Annotated in this window: 14 protein-coding genes; 1 reads left to right on the plus strand and 13 read right to left on the minus strand. The window is 71.1% G+C overall.

Annotated elements, in window-relative coordinates:
- Positions 1–35: 35 nt before the first annotated feature.
- Positions 36–2,042 carry an AarF/ABC1/UbiB kinase family protein gene (locus MTQ01_RS03405; protein ID WP_247486767.1) on the minus strand — a complete coding sequence of 669 codons (2,007 nt, stop codon included), beginning with the start codon at positions 2,040–2,042 and terminating at the stop codon, positions 36–38.
- A 451-nt stretch (positions 2,043–2,493) separates the two neighbouring features.
- On the opposite strand from MTQ01_RS03405, the gene MTQ01_RS03410 reads away from it, so the two are divergent.
- Complete coding sequence (locus MTQ01_RS03410; protein WP_247486768.1) at positions 2,494–3,564, plus strand: polyprenyl synthetase family protein; 1,071 nt, start codon at positions 2,494–2,496, stop codon at positions 3,562–3,564.
- Between the two features lie 661 nt (positions 3,565–4,225).
- Here MTQ01_RS03410 and MTQ01_RS25095 read toward each other — a convergent pair.
- From MTQ01_RS25095 to MTQ01_RS03470, 12 genes are all read right to left on the minus strand, one after another.
- Positions 4,226–5,185, minus strand: coding sequence for a helix-turn-helix domain-containing protein (locus MTQ01_RS25095; RefSeq protein WP_247486769.1), 960 nt, complete (start codon positions 5,183–5,185; stop codon positions 4,226–4,228).
- Between the two features lie 287 nt (positions 5,186–5,472).
- Positions 5,473–6,330: an ABC transporter permease gene (locus MTQ01_RS03420; protein WP_247486770.1), complete on the minus strand. Its 858-nt coding sequence runs from the start codon at positions 6,328–6,330 to the stop codon at positions 5,473–5,475.
- Between the two features lie 37 nt (positions 6,331–6,367).
- Entirely contained in the window at positions 6,368–7,321 is a 954-nt protein-coding gene (locus tag MTQ01_RS03425; protein ID WP_247486771.1) for an ATP-binding cassette domain-containing protein, read from the minus strand.
- A 185-nt stretch (positions 7,322–7,506) separates the two neighbouring features.
- Positions 7,507–8,376: a YbaK/EbsC family protein gene (locus MTQ01_RS25100; RefSeq protein ID WP_308294353.1), complete on the minus strand. Its 870-nt coding sequence runs from the start codon at positions 8,374–8,376 to the stop codon at positions 7,507–7,509.
- Between the two features lie 20 nt (positions 8,377–8,396).
- On the minus strand, positions 8,397–9,143 hold the full coding sequence (fabG, locus tag MTQ01_RS03435) for a 3-oxoacyl-[acyl-carrier-protein] reductase (RefSeq protein ID WP_247486772.1): 747 nt from the start codon (positions 9,141–9,143) through the stop codon (positions 8,397–8,399).
- 27 nt (positions 9,144–9,170) lie between these two features.
- A complete protein-coding gene (locus tag MTQ01_RS03440) occupies positions 9,171–9,671 on the minus strand; it encodes a 3-hydroxyacyl-ACP dehydratase FabZ family protein (RefSeq protein WP_247486773.1) in 501 nt (166 codons plus the stop codon).
- The gene (locus tag MTQ01_RS03445; protein ID WP_247486774.1) at positions 9,668–10,066 is read right to left on the minus strand and encodes a hypothetical protein; all 399 of its coding nucleotides are present in this window, start codon (positions 10,064–10,066) and stop codon (positions 9,668–9,670) included. Before MTQ01_RS03445 ends, MTQ01_RS03440 begins: the two co-directional genes overlap by 4 nt.
- Complete coding sequence (locus tag MTQ01_RS03450; RefSeq protein WP_247486775.1) at positions 10,063–10,326, minus strand: acyl carrier protein; 264 nt, start codon at positions 10,324–10,326, stop codon at positions 10,063–10,065. The genes MTQ01_RS03445 and MTQ01_RS03450 overlap by 4 nt, the downstream gene beginning before the upstream one ends.
- An 80-nt stretch (positions 10,327–10,406) precedes the next feature.
- Positions 10,407–11,507 (minus strand): beta-ketoacyl synthase N-terminal-like domain-containing protein, encoded by a 1,101-nt coding sequence (locus tag MTQ01_RS03455; protein ID WP_247486776.1) that lies wholly within the window; start codon positions 11,505–11,507, stop codon positions 10,407–10,409.
- Positions 11,508–11,587: 80 nt separating this feature from the next.
- Positions 11,588–12,535, minus strand: a complete 948-nt coding sequence (locus MTQ01_RS03460; protein WP_308294368.1) for a beta-ketoacyl synthase N-terminal-like domain-containing protein — start codon at positions 12,533–12,535, stop codon at positions 11,588–11,590.
- Entirely contained in the window at positions 12,535–13,671 is a 1,137-nt protein-coding gene (locus MTQ01_RS03465) for a beta-ketoacyl synthase N-terminal-like domain-containing protein (protein WP_247486778.1), read from the minus strand. Before MTQ01_RS03465 ends, MTQ01_RS03460 begins: the two co-directional genes overlap by 1 nt.
- A complete protein-coding gene (locus MTQ01_RS03470; protein WP_247486779.1) occupies positions 13,668–14,900 on the minus strand; it encodes a beta-ketoacyl synthase in 1,233 nt (410 codons plus the stop codon). Before MTQ01_RS03470 ends, MTQ01_RS03465 begins: the two co-directional genes overlap by 4 nt.
- Positions 14,901–14,906 lie beyond the last annotated feature (6 nt).

Below are 14,906 nucleotides of genomic sequence, written 5' to 3' on the forward strand. Positions count from 1 at the left end.
GCGTACGGGGTGGCCGGCGGGCCGGGACCGCGCGGTCACCGGTCGGTCTTGGCCACCGTGAACAGGACGCGCAGCACCAGCACCGAGCTGATCAGCAGCATGTTGTAGCCGAAGATCTCGAAGAGCCGCAGCGAGTTGGCGAACTGCGGCCCGCCGTCGGTGGAGAGCAGCATGATGCCCATCAGTCCGGCGAGCCCGCCGAGGAAGGCGAACAGCACGTCGCGCACGATGCCGCGGATGAAGCGGCGGTCGCGTTCGTCCGCGAGCAGCCGTACGCCGACGCTGAACCGGCCCTGTTCCAGGGCGCCGGTGATGCGCTCCAGGCGTCGGGGCAGCCGCATCAGCATGGGCAGGACGACGGCCGCCTCGTCCGTGAGGGAGCGGGTCAGCTGCTTGGGCGAGAGCCGCCGGGTGAGCTCGTTGGTGGCGAAGGTGCGTGCCTCCTCGACGATGTCGAAGCCGGGGTTCAGCCGCTCCAGCGAGCCCTCCACGGTGGCCAGCGAGCGGAAGGCCGCCGCGATCTCGGGCGGCACGGTGAGCCCGAACCTGGCGACGATCAGGAAGAGGTCCGCGAACATCTCGTGGCCGGGACGTGCGCCGGGGGCGAGATGGCGGGCGGCGAAGCGCCCCATCGTCCGTTTGAACCGCTCCTCGTCGATGCCCTCGGGCCGTTCCACCAGCTCCAGCAGCGAATCCGACAGCGCCAGCGGGTCGTTGCGGTCGATGGCCAAGAGCAGGCTGCGCATGCTGGTGCGCAGCAAGGCGTCGATCCGTCCGACCGAACCGAAGTCGAGCATGCCCAGCCGGCCGTCCTCCAGGATGAGGATGTTGCCGGGGTGCGGGTCGGCGTGGAAGACGCCGCCCTCCATGATCTGCCGCAGCAGGCAGTTGAGCAGGTCGCGGGCGAGGGCGGCCCGGTCCAGGCCGCGCGCCTCCAGCACCGAGTCGGCCCGGTTGAGGGTCGTCCCCTCCAACCACTCGATGACCAGCACGCGTTCGCTGGAGAGCTTCTCGAAGACCTTGGGCAGCCGGACGGGAGGCAGCTCCCGCGGTGCGGCGCCGTCGCCCTTCTCGTCGGCCTCGGAACGGGTGGCGGCCTCGTTCTTCGCGATGTGCGCGGCGACGGCCGCCGTGTTGCGGGCCTCGGTGTGGAAGTCCAGTTCCTCGTCGAGCGAGGTGGCGAAGCCCTGCACCAGTTCGCGGGCGCCGATGGTGCGGCCCCAGTCGGTGTGCCGGTCCAGCATGTCGCTGAGCTGGAAGAGGATGTCGAGGTCGCGTTCGACGACCTGGCGGGCTCCGGGCCGCTGCACCTTCACGGCGACCGCCCGCCCGTCGTGCAGCCGGGCGCGGTGCACCTGGGCGATCGAACCGGCGGCCAGCGGCTCGGGGTTGAACTCGGCGAACACCTCCGTCGGCGAGGCGCCCAGCTCCTCGGCCAGCACCTGCTCGATGTCCGCCCAGGGCTCCGCCGTCACCTCGTGCTGGAGGGAGCTCAACTCGTGGATGAAGACGTCCGGCAGCAGGTCGTACCGGGAGGACATCACCTGCCCGAGTTTGACGAAGGTGGCGCCCGCCTCCTCCAGTGCGAGCCGCAGCGAACGTGCCAGCGCGGCCTGTTCCCGCGGGTCCGCGGTGCCGCGCCGGAAGCGGCCGTTGAGGAAGCGGCGCAGTCCGTGCCGTACGGCGATCCGGCTCAGCTGGGTGTAGCGGCGGCTGCGCGTCACCCGGCGCCGCAGAGCCCCGGGCAGCCGGGCCACGCCCTGCATCGAGCCGCCCGCCACCGCCGCTTCGGAGAGCACCAGGAACAGCATGGCCGCCAGCAGCGCGGCACCCAACTGGACGGTCACCAGCGGGGTCTGGCCGGCGTCGGGGCCCATCGCGGTGCCCACCACGGCGGCCGAGAGCAGGCCCACCAGACCGGTGAGCAGCGCGCGTACGGTGCCGATGCGCAGCCCGAGCAGCCGACGGGCCACGACAGCCATGATCATCGGTCCGAGCAGGGCGGTTGCCGCGGCGATCAGGAGGAAAGCGACGGGATTCACCTCACCGATCGTAGGGACAGACCCGAACGCGGGAACTGTGCGCGGGCGTACGGGAGAAGGCGTCGGAACGTCGAGTCGGCGGGCATGCACGAGCGAGGTGCGGGCTCCCGTCGGCGGGACGGCGTCGGGTTCGTGCCGGCGGGCGGCGGCGGGTGCCGCGCTCGGTGCAGAGCCGCGCTCCGTGCCAAGAGGTACGCACGCGCATTGTGGTCCGGCGCCGGCGACCCGCGGTACGCGCGCGGCGGCTTCTGGCAGTTTGCTGCACGGCCCCGCGTCGCCCCGGGAGCCCGGACGCCGCCCCCGAGGCGCCTGTTCGGCCGGGGAGACGGGGCCCTGGCAGCTAGCGGTCAACAGCTTGTTGGCCGGTCCGACGGCTGCGAGTGTGGCGGCGAACCGGCCGCCCGCGACGGCTCTGCCCGCGGTCGTGCCGCCTGAGCTTGGGGTGATCCGCGTGACCGCACAGCAGCTGTACGAAGCCCTGGCGGACAGCCGCAGCGTCGTCGCGGGCGTCGCCGCTCCCGTCGACGGGTCCCCCGAACTCCCCGGTGAAGAGCGCGAGTTCGACCTTCGGATGAGCCGCAGAATGGCCTCCGTCGAGCAGCTGCTCCTGGCGACCTGCCGCGATGTGCCCGACCCCCGCTTCGCCGATCTCACCGGACATCTGGCGGCCGGCGGCGGCAAACGGCTGCGCCCGCTGCTGGTGCTGCTGGGCGCCGAGTTCGCCGACCGCGAGCGGGCCGGGGTCGAACGGGCCGCCGTGGCGGCCGAGTTGGTCCATCTCGCCTCGCTCTACCACGACGACGTGGTCGACGAGGCCGCCACCCGGCACGGCGCCGCGACGGCCAATCGGCGCTGGGGCAACCGAATGGCGGTGCTCGGCGGCACGTGGCTGCTGGCCAGGACCGCGGGGATGGCCGCCGGACTCGCGCCGGGCGCGCTCGCGCTGAACGCGGAGACCGCCGACCGTCTCGTCGCAGGCCAACTGCGCGAGCTGGCCGGCCCGTTGCCGGGCGAACTCCCGATCGAGTACTACTTCCAGGTCACCGCGGGGAAGACGGCCGCGCTGCTGTCGATGTCGCTGCGGATGGGGGCGCTCCAGGCCGGAGCGCCGCCGGAGACCGTCGCGGCGCTGGTCGAGTACGGCGAGCAGATCGGGATCGCCTTCCAGACCGCCGACGACATCCTCGACCTGGCCCCGTCGGAGGCCGCGACCGGCAAGGAGCGCGGCAAGGACCTGCTGGCCGGGGTGCACAGCCTGCCGGTGCTGCTGGCCCTGGAGGACCGCGATCCGCGCGGCGCTCGGCTGCGGGCGCTGCTGGAGGCAGGCCCCGGCTCGCGCGGCGAGGACTGGCACGGCCGGGTGCTCGATCTCTTCGCCCGGTCGCGGGCCGTCGAACGTGCCGGGGAGCTGATGCACGAGCGGTTGGAACGGGCCCGCAAGGCGCTCGCACCGCTGCCGCCGCTGCCGGCCCGCGGCGCACTCGACGCACTCTGCGATTTCGTGGCCACCCGCATCGCTTGAGGCGCCCACACCGTGCGAGCGGCACCAACTGCCGTGCGCACGCAGTGCTTTGGGCGACCCAGCTGCCGAACGGCGGTTGCAGGCGGTGGAGTTGGCCCTGCGCTGACAGCGTCTCGTGAGCCGTCCGGCCGACGGTGTCGTCCCCGGCGACGCGTACGGGAGCGCCGGGCGCGTGTACAGCGAGGTGTCGAACGCGCCTACGGTGAGGGGCGGGTGACGTGTCCGGTGTGCGGTGCAGCTGGACGACGACGGGCGTGAGCCGGGTGTCGGACCCGAGCGTGCAGGGACCGAGCGTTGGGACCCAACGCGCCGTGCAATGACGTGACTTGACGTGCAGCGCCGTGCAATGAGTTGACGGGCGGGCGGGTGAACGGAACGTCGGGCGGAGTGGAACGGAGCCGGTGACCGCGCGGTCCGGGCTGCGGGCTGCGGGCTGCGGGTGGGGTTCACCGCGGGTGGGTCGCGCTGAGCGGGACCGGTCGCGGGCCGTGGGGGGAGACGGGCCCGGACGCTTGAGGGGGCTGCACGAGTGGGGACGTCCCAACGGAGCGGAGACGCCCCCGTACGAGCCGAGTTGCCGCCGGCGGCGGCGCTGGTGGAGAAGTGCGCGCCTGGGGGGAGGGCGCGCCGGGGAGTGCTGACAATGCGCGGTCTGCGCAGGTCAGATGAGTCCTACCTGCATGGCGCGGGCGCCGGCCTGGAACCTGCTACGCGCGTCAAGTGCGTTCATGGCGGAGGCGACGTCGTTGCGCACGGTGCGCACGCTGCAGCCGAGCCTGCGGGCGATCGCGTCGTCGGTCAGGCCCTCGGCCAGCAGCCGCAGAACGATCTCGGTGCGCGGTCGGCGGGGGGTGGGGATGCCGGGTTTCCGGCCCACCTGCCGAATCGCGGCGCCGCGCTCCCAGAGCCTTTCGGTCAGGGCGAGCAGCGGTTCCACCTCCTGTGCGGAGCGCAGCACTCGGGGACCCTCGACCTCGTCGACGGCGACCGCCACCGACCCGTCCAGGATCATCGCGCGCGGCGGGGTGGTGCTGATGGTGCGCGGCGGAAGTCCCTGCTGGGCGAGCCACTGGGCGTGTGCCATCGCGGCCGGGGGCTGGAAGACCGAGGAGGCCCAGATGGCACGCACCCGTACGCCACGGCGCAGCGCGGTGTCCACCAGCGGCCGGGAGAACTCGTAACCGCCCTCGATGTGACCGGGGACCAGGAAGATGAGCTCGCGCTCGGCCTTCGCGACCATCCGCTCGATCACCGTGGAGGTGTCCTTGCGGTTCCGGCCCTCGCCGGGGGTTTCCGCGACCCGCTCGGCGGCACGCTCGTGCAGCGCGATGAACCGGTCGATTTCCACCGGACGCGGCTGGGGCGAACGCCCCTCCCGCATCCACCGCGCGAGCAGCGCGGGCAGTGCTATGCACGGTTCGACCGCGCGGAAGGCGGTGCTGTCGCCTTCGGAGATGCTGGCCAGACCCTCGGTCCGCAGCGTCTCCATCGCGCGTACGACTTCCTCCTGCGGCCAGTCCAGCGCGTGTACCAGATCGTGCGTACGCCAACTCGTCCTTGTGAGCAGCGTCCGGTAGAGGTGCTCCGAACGCTTACCCAGACCAATTCCGGATTCCGACACGTCAACCTCTTGGGAGTTCTCATTCCGGGGCAGTTGCCCTGACGAGCTCAAAGCTAGGGGCGAGGTCGACCGGTGTGGAACTTCAGAGTGCGGTTCCGACAGCTTGGTGCCAGAGATTGATTGGTTTGAGGCGCCTCGTGATGGGGAAGGTGGAAGAACTGGCCACTGCGGGGTAGCAAACGGCCACCGCGGGCCGGAACCGGACAGGCGTCCAGTGCGTCTGACACGAACTCAAACGCCGCGGTCCCGGCGGTGGTTGCTGCCGGGACCGCGGCGTTCGCGTCGGTTCACATGACGCGGAAGGACTTCTTGGAGATCGGGGCACAGACTGCCACGAGCGCCGAGCAGACCACGACGGTCAGCAGCAGCTCCATCGCGTCGGCGTTGCCGCCGACCAGTCCGCGGGTGGCGTCGTTGGCGAAGGAGATCGGGTTCGCCTGGGCGATGACACGCAGCCAGGTCGGCATCGACTCCGGGTCCACGAAGGCGTTGGAGGCGAAGAGCAGCGGGAAGGTCATCAGCGTGGTGATCATGCGCAGCACATCGCCGTTGCGCAGGACCGCGGCCATCGCGATGAAGATCCAGCTCATCGACCAACCGACGAGCAGCGCCACGAAGATGGCGCCGATGACACCGAGGACCCCGCCGGAGGGCGCGAAGCCGAAGAGCAGTGCGGCGAGCACGGCGACGGCGATCAGCTGGTAGAGACCGCGGGCCGCGTCGGCGAAGCTGCGGGCCAGCAGCACGCTGAACCGGCGGATCGGCATGGTGTGGAAGCGCGTGATGACGTCGTTGCGCAGGTCGTTGATCAGACCGTTGCCCGCCTGGGCGCCGGCGGCGACCGAGGTGATGATCATGATCGCCGGGACCAGGTTGTCGATGTACGCCATGTCCGGGCCGCCCGCGGCGCCGCCGGGGACGTCACCGAGGACCTTCAGCACGCCGGCGAACATCAGCAGCATGACCAGCGGCTCGATGAACGTGACGACGAGGACGCCGGTCTGGAGGTAGGGCTTGATCGAACGGCGGGTCAGCGCGATGGTCTGGGAGACCAGGTTGCTGGAGCCCCACTGGTCGATCGGCCGGCTCTTCACCGGCGTGGGCGGCTTCGGCTGGTGACCGGCCTCGGCCTCTATGACCGTCATCGGTGCGCTCCTTCTTCGGTGGGAATGGGACGGACGGTCATGCCGGCACCGGCTGCCCGCCGGGCTCGTGCGTGAGCCTCAAGTACACGTCGTCCAGGGTCGGTTCGGAGAATCCGAGCTCGGCGATCTCGGTGTGCGCCTCGTTCAGGGCGCGCACGATCACCGCGAGGTCGGAGGAGACGGCGACCGGGACGCTGATGACCGCACCCGACTCCTGGGTGTTCGGCTGCGCACCGGCGTGCTCCAGCGCCTTCACCGCGAGCGGCAGGTCGGCCTCGGAGGCCAGCGTCACGGTCACCATGCGCTGACCGACGTCGGCCTTCAGCTCGGCGGGGGTGCCGCGGGCGATGACGCTGCCCTTGGAGAGCAGGGTGATCTCCTCGCAGAGCCGGTCCGCCTCCTCCAGGTACTGGGTGGTCAGCAGGACGGAGACACCGTCGTTGGCGAGCCGCTCCACGATCTCCCAGACGCCCAGCCGGGAGGTGGGGTCGAGACCGGTGGTCGGCTCGTCGAGGAAGATGACGCGGGGGGAGCCGACGAGGCTGGCGGAGATGTCCAGCCGGCGCCGCATACCGCCCGAGTACTGGGAGATGGGCCGGGTCGCCGCCGCGGTCAGGTCGAAGAGCTCCAGCAGCTCGTCCGAGCGGGTGCGCGCCTGGCGGCTGCTGGCGCCGAGCAGACGGGCGATCAGGTTCAGGTTGTCGCGTCCGGAGAGCTGCTCGTCGACGGAGGCGAACTGGCCGGTCAGTCCGATGGCGCGACGGACGTCCTGGCCGTTCTTGGCCACATCGAACCCGCAGATGCGGGCGGTGCCGGAAGTCGGCTGCAGCAGCGTCGACAGGATGTGGACCAAGGTGGTCTTACCGGCGCCGTTGTGGCCGAGCAGGCCGTGAATGGAACCTTCGGGAACCGAAACGTTCACGCCGTTCAGCGCCTTGACCTCGCCGAACGACTTCGTGACGTTGGTTGCCTCAATCAGGGGTTGAGCCACGTGTTGGGCCTCCGTTGCTTTCTCCGACGGCCCGGTAGCAGGCCACGGTTCGGATATGTGATCGGAAAATGCCGCCACCGCTGCACTTGAGATGCTAAGGCGGTGGTGACGCGCAGACGGTGCCGCATGCAGGTTGCTGAAGGGGAGACCGAGGCGGGCCGGGAGGGTGGTCCGGCCCGCCTCCGTCAGCCGACGGGCGGTTCGCTGATGCGCGCGGTGCGCGGATTCACCACCCGCAGATAGTCCTTCGTGGCGAGAGCCATCGAGAGGTCGAGTCGGGCGGCGTTGAAATAGAGAATGTCGTGCTCCAACAGGTCTTCGTCCACGAGCACTTCGAGTTCGGGACGGAAGGAGAACGGAACGATGGTTCCGCTGGCCGAACCGGCGAGCTCCTCGGCGGTCTCGCGATCGGCGAAACCGGCTTTTCTCGCGCCCGCGGATTCCGCGATCCGGAGCAGGTCCACCCGGCGGTCGCCGGGGATGACGGCGAGGATGTGGCGACGCGTCCTTTTGTTCGGACGCACCACGACCACGAGGGACTTGGCGCCCTGTGCGGGCGGGTGTCCGCGCAGCGCGCTGGCTTCGACGGTGCGGCCCTCCGGCGGATGCGCGATCAGGCGGTAGGTCGCACCGGCGTCGTCGAGCAGTGCGGTGAGGCGCTCGTTGACGGAACGTTCCTGCAGCTCGGTGTGAGCCGGGCGGTCCGCTGTGTCCGGGGGTGGCGGAGCGGCGGGCCGGAGCCCGCTCTGCGGTGCGGCGGTGGGCGGCGCGGCGGTGGCCGGCGGCGCGGAGGCGGTGACGGCGTGCTCGGGAGGGGCCGGGGTGACGGCCGCCGCCGAGGCGGAACGGGCGGTAATCGGGGTGGATGTCGGGATCGTGGCGGCGATCGGAGCAGGAGCCGCGGCGGGGGACGCGGTGGTGGACTCGGCGGTGGTCCCGTGCGGGACGCGAACCGGCTCGGTGGCCGCGTCAGGGGGCGTGGCACCGCCACGCCCCCTGCACTGCTTCGCGGGTTCGGAGCCGACAGGGGCGGGACGGTGTCCGCTTGTCGTCATCACATTTCCCGGAGGTGGTGTCAGACGGTCATTCCGCCGTCGATCTGGAAGACCGACCCGGTGATGTACGCGGCGCGCTCGCCGGCCAGAAACGCGACCAGATCCGCGACTTCCTCGACCTGGCCGAAACGGCGCAGCGGAACCTGCTTCGCCGCTTCCTTCTTGACCTTGTCGGTCAACTCGGCCGTCATATCGGTCTCGATGTATCCGGGCGCCACCACATTCGCGCGAATGTTGTAGCGGCCGACCTCCTTGGCGAGCGCCTTGGTGAAACCGATGATTCCCGCCTTGGAGGCGGAGTAGTTCGACTGCGTCGGATTGCCGTAGACGCCGGCTATGGAGGAGATATTGATGATGGTGCCGGACTTGCGCTTCATCATCTCGAAAATCACCGAGCGGCTGACGTGGTAGACACCGTCGAGATTGGTGTCCAGAACGCTGTGCCACTCCTCGTCCGACATCAGGACCAGCGGGTTGTCCCGGGTGATGCCGGCCGAGTTGACGGCGACGTCGACGGGCCCGAGCTCGGACTCCGTGCGGGCCACCCACTCCTTCACCGAGGCGGCGCTGGTCACGTCCACCTTGACGGAGAGCACTCGGCGGCCGAGCTCACCCGCCTCCTTCTCCAGCTCCAGCGCGGCCTGCTCGTTGGACTGGTAGCAGAAGCTGACGTCGTATCCCTCGGCGGCGAGCCGGAGCACCACGGCCCGGCCGATGCCGCGCGACCCGCCGCTCACCAGGGCGACAGGCGCTGCGTTCTCTGTCATGACACTCTCCTCAATGGACTGTGCCGGTCATCCGGTCGCGGGACCGGCGGCGGGGTTGAGCTGCTCGCCCGGGCGGAAGGCCATCGTGATGCGGCCGACGGTCAGCACCGGCTCTCCGGCGACCCTGCTGACCCCTTCGAAGATCATCGTGTCGTTCACCGCGCGCTCCAGTCGGGCGTGGTGCTCGACGACGTCGCCGGGGTGGACGGGCCGGTGGAACTCGATGCCCGTCATGGAGCCGAACAGCATCACCTGGCCGTCCGCCGTGCTGCCCGCCAGACGTTTGGCGAGCACACCCGCGGTCTGCGTCCACGACTCGATCAGCAGGAACGGCGGGTAGGCCAGGTCCTCCTGGTCCGGATCGGGACCCAGCCCGGCGTACCAGGGCTCGTTGAAGGTGACGGCCTTGACCGCCCGGATCTCCTGCTCGCCGAGTTCCAGGACCCGGTCGACCAGGAGGATCGGGTAGCGGTGCGGAAGGGTCGCGCGCACCTCGGCGGAGGTGGCGCCGGCGGCGGTGGTCGTCATGCGACCGCCTCCGGCAGATAGCGCAGACGCATGGTGGCGGCCTGTCCGTGCTGGGTGGCGACCTTGGCCTGACAGCGCCAACCCTCGCCGCGCTGCGACCAGTTGAGCTCGATCGACAGTCGGTCGCCGGGGTGGACGGCGGACAGGAAGCGGGTCGACTCCACCGAATCGAGTCTCAACTCCCCTGCGGGCGGCGGCGTTTCGGCCTCCGCCGCGCGGCGCACGCACTCCATCACGCAGACGCCCGGGAAGATCGGGAAGTCCGGGTAGTGCCCGGCGAAGACGGGCTCGTCCCGGCTGACCCCCACCGCGTACGAGGCGGACCAGCTCTCCGAGCCCTCCTCGCGCGCGAGCGGGCGCAGGCGCTCGGGAGCGGCCTGGACCGGACTGATCACGAAGCCACCTGGAGCTTGCTGTGCACCAGCTCGTAGGTGCTCTCCAGCGTCCGGACGGAGCGCATCTCGGTCTCGGCGATCTTGATGCCGTACTTGCGCTCCACCACCACGACGACCTCCAGGGCCATCAACGAGTCGACTCCGAGGGCCTCCACGAAGTCGGCGTCGTCCGAGACCTCCGACACGTCGGTGTCGATGGTGTCGGCCAGCAGCTTGCGCAGCTCTTCCCGATCCAGGGGAGCGACCGCTTCGATAGACATGGGGTTCCTTTCGGGTGTGCTTGGGTGAGCGGCGCTCGGTCGTACTCGGTGAGCCGGCGCCCGGTGGGTGGTGAGCCGGTTCAGCGCACCGGGAAGCGCAGCGCCGCGCAGGAGACGACGCCGTTGTCGTCCACCGACGACACCAGTGCGACGCCGCCGGCCGGCACCTCGCCGCGCTCGGCGAGGCTCAGCAGCGAGCCGATCTGGAAGGCCGCGGAGGCGGCGGTGGTGTCGCCGACGGAGGACATCGCCGGGGCGCGGCCGAGGATCTCGGCGCCGAAGCGGCCGGTGAGCACCTCGTGCTCCTGCTCGCCGAGCGCACCGGTCAGCGGGGAGGTGGAGACCGCGAAGACGTCCTCGGGGGAGATCTCGCCGCGCTCCAGCACCGCGTCGATGCAGCCGCCGAGCGCGTCGCGCAGGTCGTCGAAGAAGACCCGGGACTCCACGGCCGACACCTCGGCCAGCCCGCGGCTCTCCTCGGTGGCGAAGCTGCCGGACTCCAGCATGAACATCGCGCAGCCCTCACCGAGCAGCGCACCGGCGTCCGCACCGCGGCGGTGGTGGTCCAGCCAGGCGCGGGCGGTGGAGAACTCCTCGGCGGCGCCGCACAGTACGGTCCTGGCGCGGCCGGAGCCGAGCAGCCCGGTGGCGTAGCTCAGCGCGGAGAGCCCGGCGGCCCGGCCGCCGGCGATGGTGGTGTTCGGGCCCTTGAGGCTGTGCCAGATCGCGCACTGGCCGGCGGCGCAGTTCATCACCGCGTTCGGCATCAGCGAGGGGTCGACGTAGAACGGACGGTCGCCCTCCATCGAGGCACGGGTGAAGTCCATCATCGACTGCGCGCTGCCCGTGGTGGTGCCGAGCACCAGCGCGGTCTCCTCGTCGGAGGCCGTGCGCAGGTCGCCCGAGTCGCGCAGCAGGTCGCGCACCGCGGTGACCGCCAGACCGGTCACCCGGTCCATCGAGCGGGTGCCCTTCTTGCCGAGCACCTCGCGGAGCGCGAAGCCGGGCACCAGGCAGGCGTGGCTGTCCGGGCCGCCCGACCACTCCTCGGCGTCCAGCGCGGACGAGGCGTCCGTGCCGGCCAGCACACCGGACACGAACGCGTCCTTGCCGATGCCGAAGGGCGACACCGCGGACCACGCGGTGATCACCGGTTTCGTCGCGATCGCCGTAAGCGTCATGGTCAGAGTTCCGTTCTGTTCGAAGTCCTGGGGAGAGGCGGGAGGTTGCCGGGCCGCCCGGGGACGGCCCGGCGGACTGCTCAGTGCGCGAGGAGCTCGGCTTCCGCCCGAGAGGGGTGGTGCAGTACGAGCGTGGCGACGCCGTCGTCGCTGTCGCTGCCGGCCACCAGCCACATCGGGCCGTCGGTGCCGGACTCCAGCGCGCCGACCGCCGCCGCGCACTGCACGACGCCGAGGGCTCCCGACAGTTCGCCCCAGGCGGCGGCGAGGTCGTGCCGCGCCGGGCCCGGGATCAGCTCGTCGGCGGCGGTGCCGGGGGCGAACCAGGCGGCGGGCGCCTCGGTCTCGGTCTCCGCCAACTCGCCGACACCGGTCGCCAGATCGCTGCTGCGGGTGTGTGCGCCGATCACCGCGCGCACCGTCGAACCGCGCTCGCGCGCGGACTCCGCGCGTTCCAGGACCAGACCGGCCGCGCCGTCGGCCACCGGGCCGCCGACCAGGCTTCGCACGATCTCGTTGTCCGGCTCGACGCCGACCACCACGACCTGGTCGGCACGGTCGGCGCGCAGCAGGGCCGAGGCCCAGCGCACCGCGTCCAGACCCGAGGTGGGGCCGTTGCACAGCGTCAGATTGGGGCCCTTGAAGCCGTACTTGATGGCGATCTCGGAGGCCGTGATGTTGCTGGAGGCGTTCGGGGTGTCCATCGGGCTGACGCCGTAGGTGCCCTCTTCGCTGATGGTCTTCGTCACCCGGCAGACGGTGTCGACGTTGCCGAGGTTGGTGCTCACCAGCACCGCGACGCGGGTGCCGTCCACGGTCAGCTCGCCGTCCGCGTACAGCCCGCCGTCGGTGACGGTGCGCAGCGCGGCGCACAGCCCGAGCTGGGTGGCGCGGTCCTTGTAGCGCAGACCCTTCTTGCCGAGGATCTCCTTGGGGTCGACGGAGCCCTGCGGGCCGCTCGCCGCGGCGAGTTCGGCCGCCGACTCGGCTCCCGGCATGGCGACTCCGACGCCGGTCACGGTAATCATCATGCTCCCTCGACAATCGCCACGGCGTTGATCCCGCCGAACCCGAATCCGTGCACCTGGGCCAGCTGCGCCTCGTGCTTGGCCTCCTGACCGCGTACCAGCCGCACCCCGGCGGCCTCCTCGATCGGCTCGTCGAGGTTGACCAGCGGCGGCACCTTGCCGGTGGCCATCGCCTGGAGGGTGACCACCAGGCTCAACAGGCCGGCGGAGCCGCTGGTGTGACCGGTCATCGGCTTGATGCCGGTGACCAGCGGTACGCCCGCGTCCTCGCCGAAGACCTCGCCGTAGGCGGAGATCTCGACCAGGTCGTTGAGCGGAGTGCCGGTGCCGTGCAGCAGGACGAGGTCCATGTCGCCGGGGCTGGTGCCCGCGTGCCGGTGCGCCTGGCGCATGGCCTCGGCGACCTGCTCCTGGTCCGGTGCGGTGGGGTGCTTGGCGTCGCAGGTCATGCCGACGGCGCGCAGCCTGCCCCACAGCCGGCCGCCGGGCCACTGGAGGTCCTCGCGGCGCAGCACCACGGCGGCGGCGCCGTCGCCGAGGATGGTGCCGCGGCGGTTGACGTCCAGAGTGCGCAGCGACTCGGGCGGGTTGGGCTGTACGCGGTCGGCCAGGCCGTGCATGGACTCGGTGATCGCGTCCACGCCCGCGACGATGACGGTGTCCGCCTCGCCCATGCTCAGCAGGTCGGCGCCGAGCGCCAGGGTGTAGAGCGAGGCGGAGCAGGCGTTGGAGATGGTGAGGCTGTCGGAGGTGCCGAAGCGCTCGCGCAGCGCGGTGCCGAAGTGCAGCTGGTCGGCGCCGAAGTCGGCACCGTCGCGCCACCACAGCTCGGCCGAGCGCAGCTCGCGCAGGCCGGTGCCGACGAGGACCGGGATGCCCGAGAGGTCCTCGCCCAGGCCCGCGTCCGCCGCGGCCTGGCCGACGGCGTCGAGCAGGAAGCCGGTGGCGCGCAGTGTGCGGTCGGCGCCCTCGGGGCGGTCGTCCACCTCGAACAACTGGCGGCCGTTGTAGTGCTGGTGGTCGAAGCCGCGCATCGGGCCGAGCCCGCTGCGGCCCGCGCACAGGCTGCTGAAGACCTCGTCGGCGTCGCGGCCGATGCTCGCGACGGCGCCGACACCGGTGATGGGAAGCCTCACAGCGCACTCTCCGCGTACTTGCCGAGGATCACGATGGCGTTGTTGCCGCCGAAGGCCAGACCGTTGTTCTGCACGACGCGCAGATCGGCCTCGACGGACTCGTTCGGCACGCAGTCGATCTCGCACTCGGGGTCGGTCTCGCGGTGGTTGATCGTCGGCGGTATGAAGCCGTGGTGCAGCGAGAGCGAGCAGGCGATGGTCGCCAGCGCGCTCGCGGCGCCCATGGTGTGGCCGAGCATCGACTTCAGCGAGACGGTCCGCGGCGGGCCGTCGCCGTACACGTCGTGGATCGCACGGGACTCGGTCACGTCGTTGGCCTTGGTGCCGGTGCCGTGCGCGGAGATCAGGTCGACCTCCTCGGTCTTGACGCCGGCGTTCTCCAGCGCGATCTCCATGCAGCGGGCGACGCTGTCCTGGTTCGGCGCGACCTGGTGGTAGGCGTCGCAGTTCATGCCGTAGCCGAGCACCTCGGCGTAGATCTTGGCGCCGCGGGCGCGGGCGGAGGCCAGGCTCTCCAGCATCAGTACGCCGGCGCCCTCGCCGGTGAGGATGCCCTTGCGGTCGACGTCGAAGGGACGGCAGACGTCCGGGGCGATGGTGCCCAGCCGGTAGAAGCCGGTGAAGGTCTTGCGGCACATGGCGTCGGCGCCGCCGCACAGGGCGTAGTCCACCTCGCCGGAGCGGATGGCGTCGAAGCCCTGGCCGATGGCGTAGTTGCCGGCCGAGCAGGCGGTCGCGATGGTGACGGCCTCGACGTTGGACAGGCCCAACTCCTGGGCCGCGGCGATGGAGAGCCGGTTCGGCGAGACGCGGCGCGCGGTGGTCGGGTCCATCGCGGCGGGGCCGGAGGCGATCTCGGTCTCGACGAGGTTGTCGAGGTCGTAGGACTCGCCGTCGGTGGTGCCGATGGAGATCATGCCGCGCTTGGCGCGCAGGTCCTCCAGCTCGACGCCGGACTCCTCGACGGCCATCCGGGCGGCGGCGACGGAGAAGGTGGTGGCGCGGCCGAGAGTGTCGACCGGCAGGTTGTGGATCCAGCGCTCGGGCTCGGACCCGGTGATCTCGCAGCCGTTGGCGTGCGCGAAGCCCTCGGTGTCGAAGAGCGTGATCGGCTTCGCCCCGCTGCGGCCGGCCCGCAGACCCTTGGCGAACTCATCGGCGCCCACACCGATGCTGGAGAACACGCCGAACCCCGTCAGTACGACCCGGGTTTCCGCGTCGTCGGGCATTGCGTC

It is taken from the genome of Streptomyces sp. XM4193 (assembly GCF_023072595.1).
Classification (GTDB): Bacteria; Actinomycetota; Actinomycetes; order Streptomycetales; family Streptomycetaceae; genus Streptomyces.

Excerpts from the sequence above, each read along its gene's own strand:
- MTQ01_RS03420 (WP_247486770.1), bottom strand. The coding sequence starts at position 6,330 with ATGACGGTCATAGAGGCCGAGGCCGGTCACCAGCCGAAGCCGCCCACG.
- MTQ01_RS25100 (WP_308294353.1), bottom strand. The coding sequence starts at position 8,376 with ATGACGACAAGCGGACACCGTCCCGCCCCTGTCGGCTCCGAACCCGCG.
- fabG (WP_247486772.1), bottom strand. The coding sequence starts at position 9,143 with ATGACAGAGAACGCAGCGCCTGTCGCCCTGGTGAGCGGCGGGTCGCGC.
- MTQ01_RS03440 (WP_247486773.1), bottom strand. The coding sequence starts at position 9,671 with ATGACGACCACCGCCGCCGGCGCCACCTCCGCCGAGGTGCGCGCGACC.
- MTQ01_RS03450 (WP_247486775.1), bottom strand. The coding sequence starts at position 10,326 with ATGTCTATCGAAGCGGTCGCTCCCCTGGATCGGGAAGAGCTGCGCAAG.
- MTQ01_RS03455 (WP_247486776.1), bottom strand. The coding sequence starts at position 11,507 with ATGACGCTTACGGCGATCGCGACGAAACCGGTGATCACCGCGTGGTCC.
- MTQ01_RS03460 (WP_308294368.1), bottom strand. The coding sequence starts at position 12,535 with ATGATTACCGTGACCGGCGTCGGAGTCGCCATGCCGGGAGCCGAGTCG.
- MTQ01_RS03470 (WP_247486779.1), bottom strand. The coding sequence starts at position 14,900 with ATGCCCGACGACGCGGAAACCCGGGTCGTACTGACGGGGTTCGGCGTG.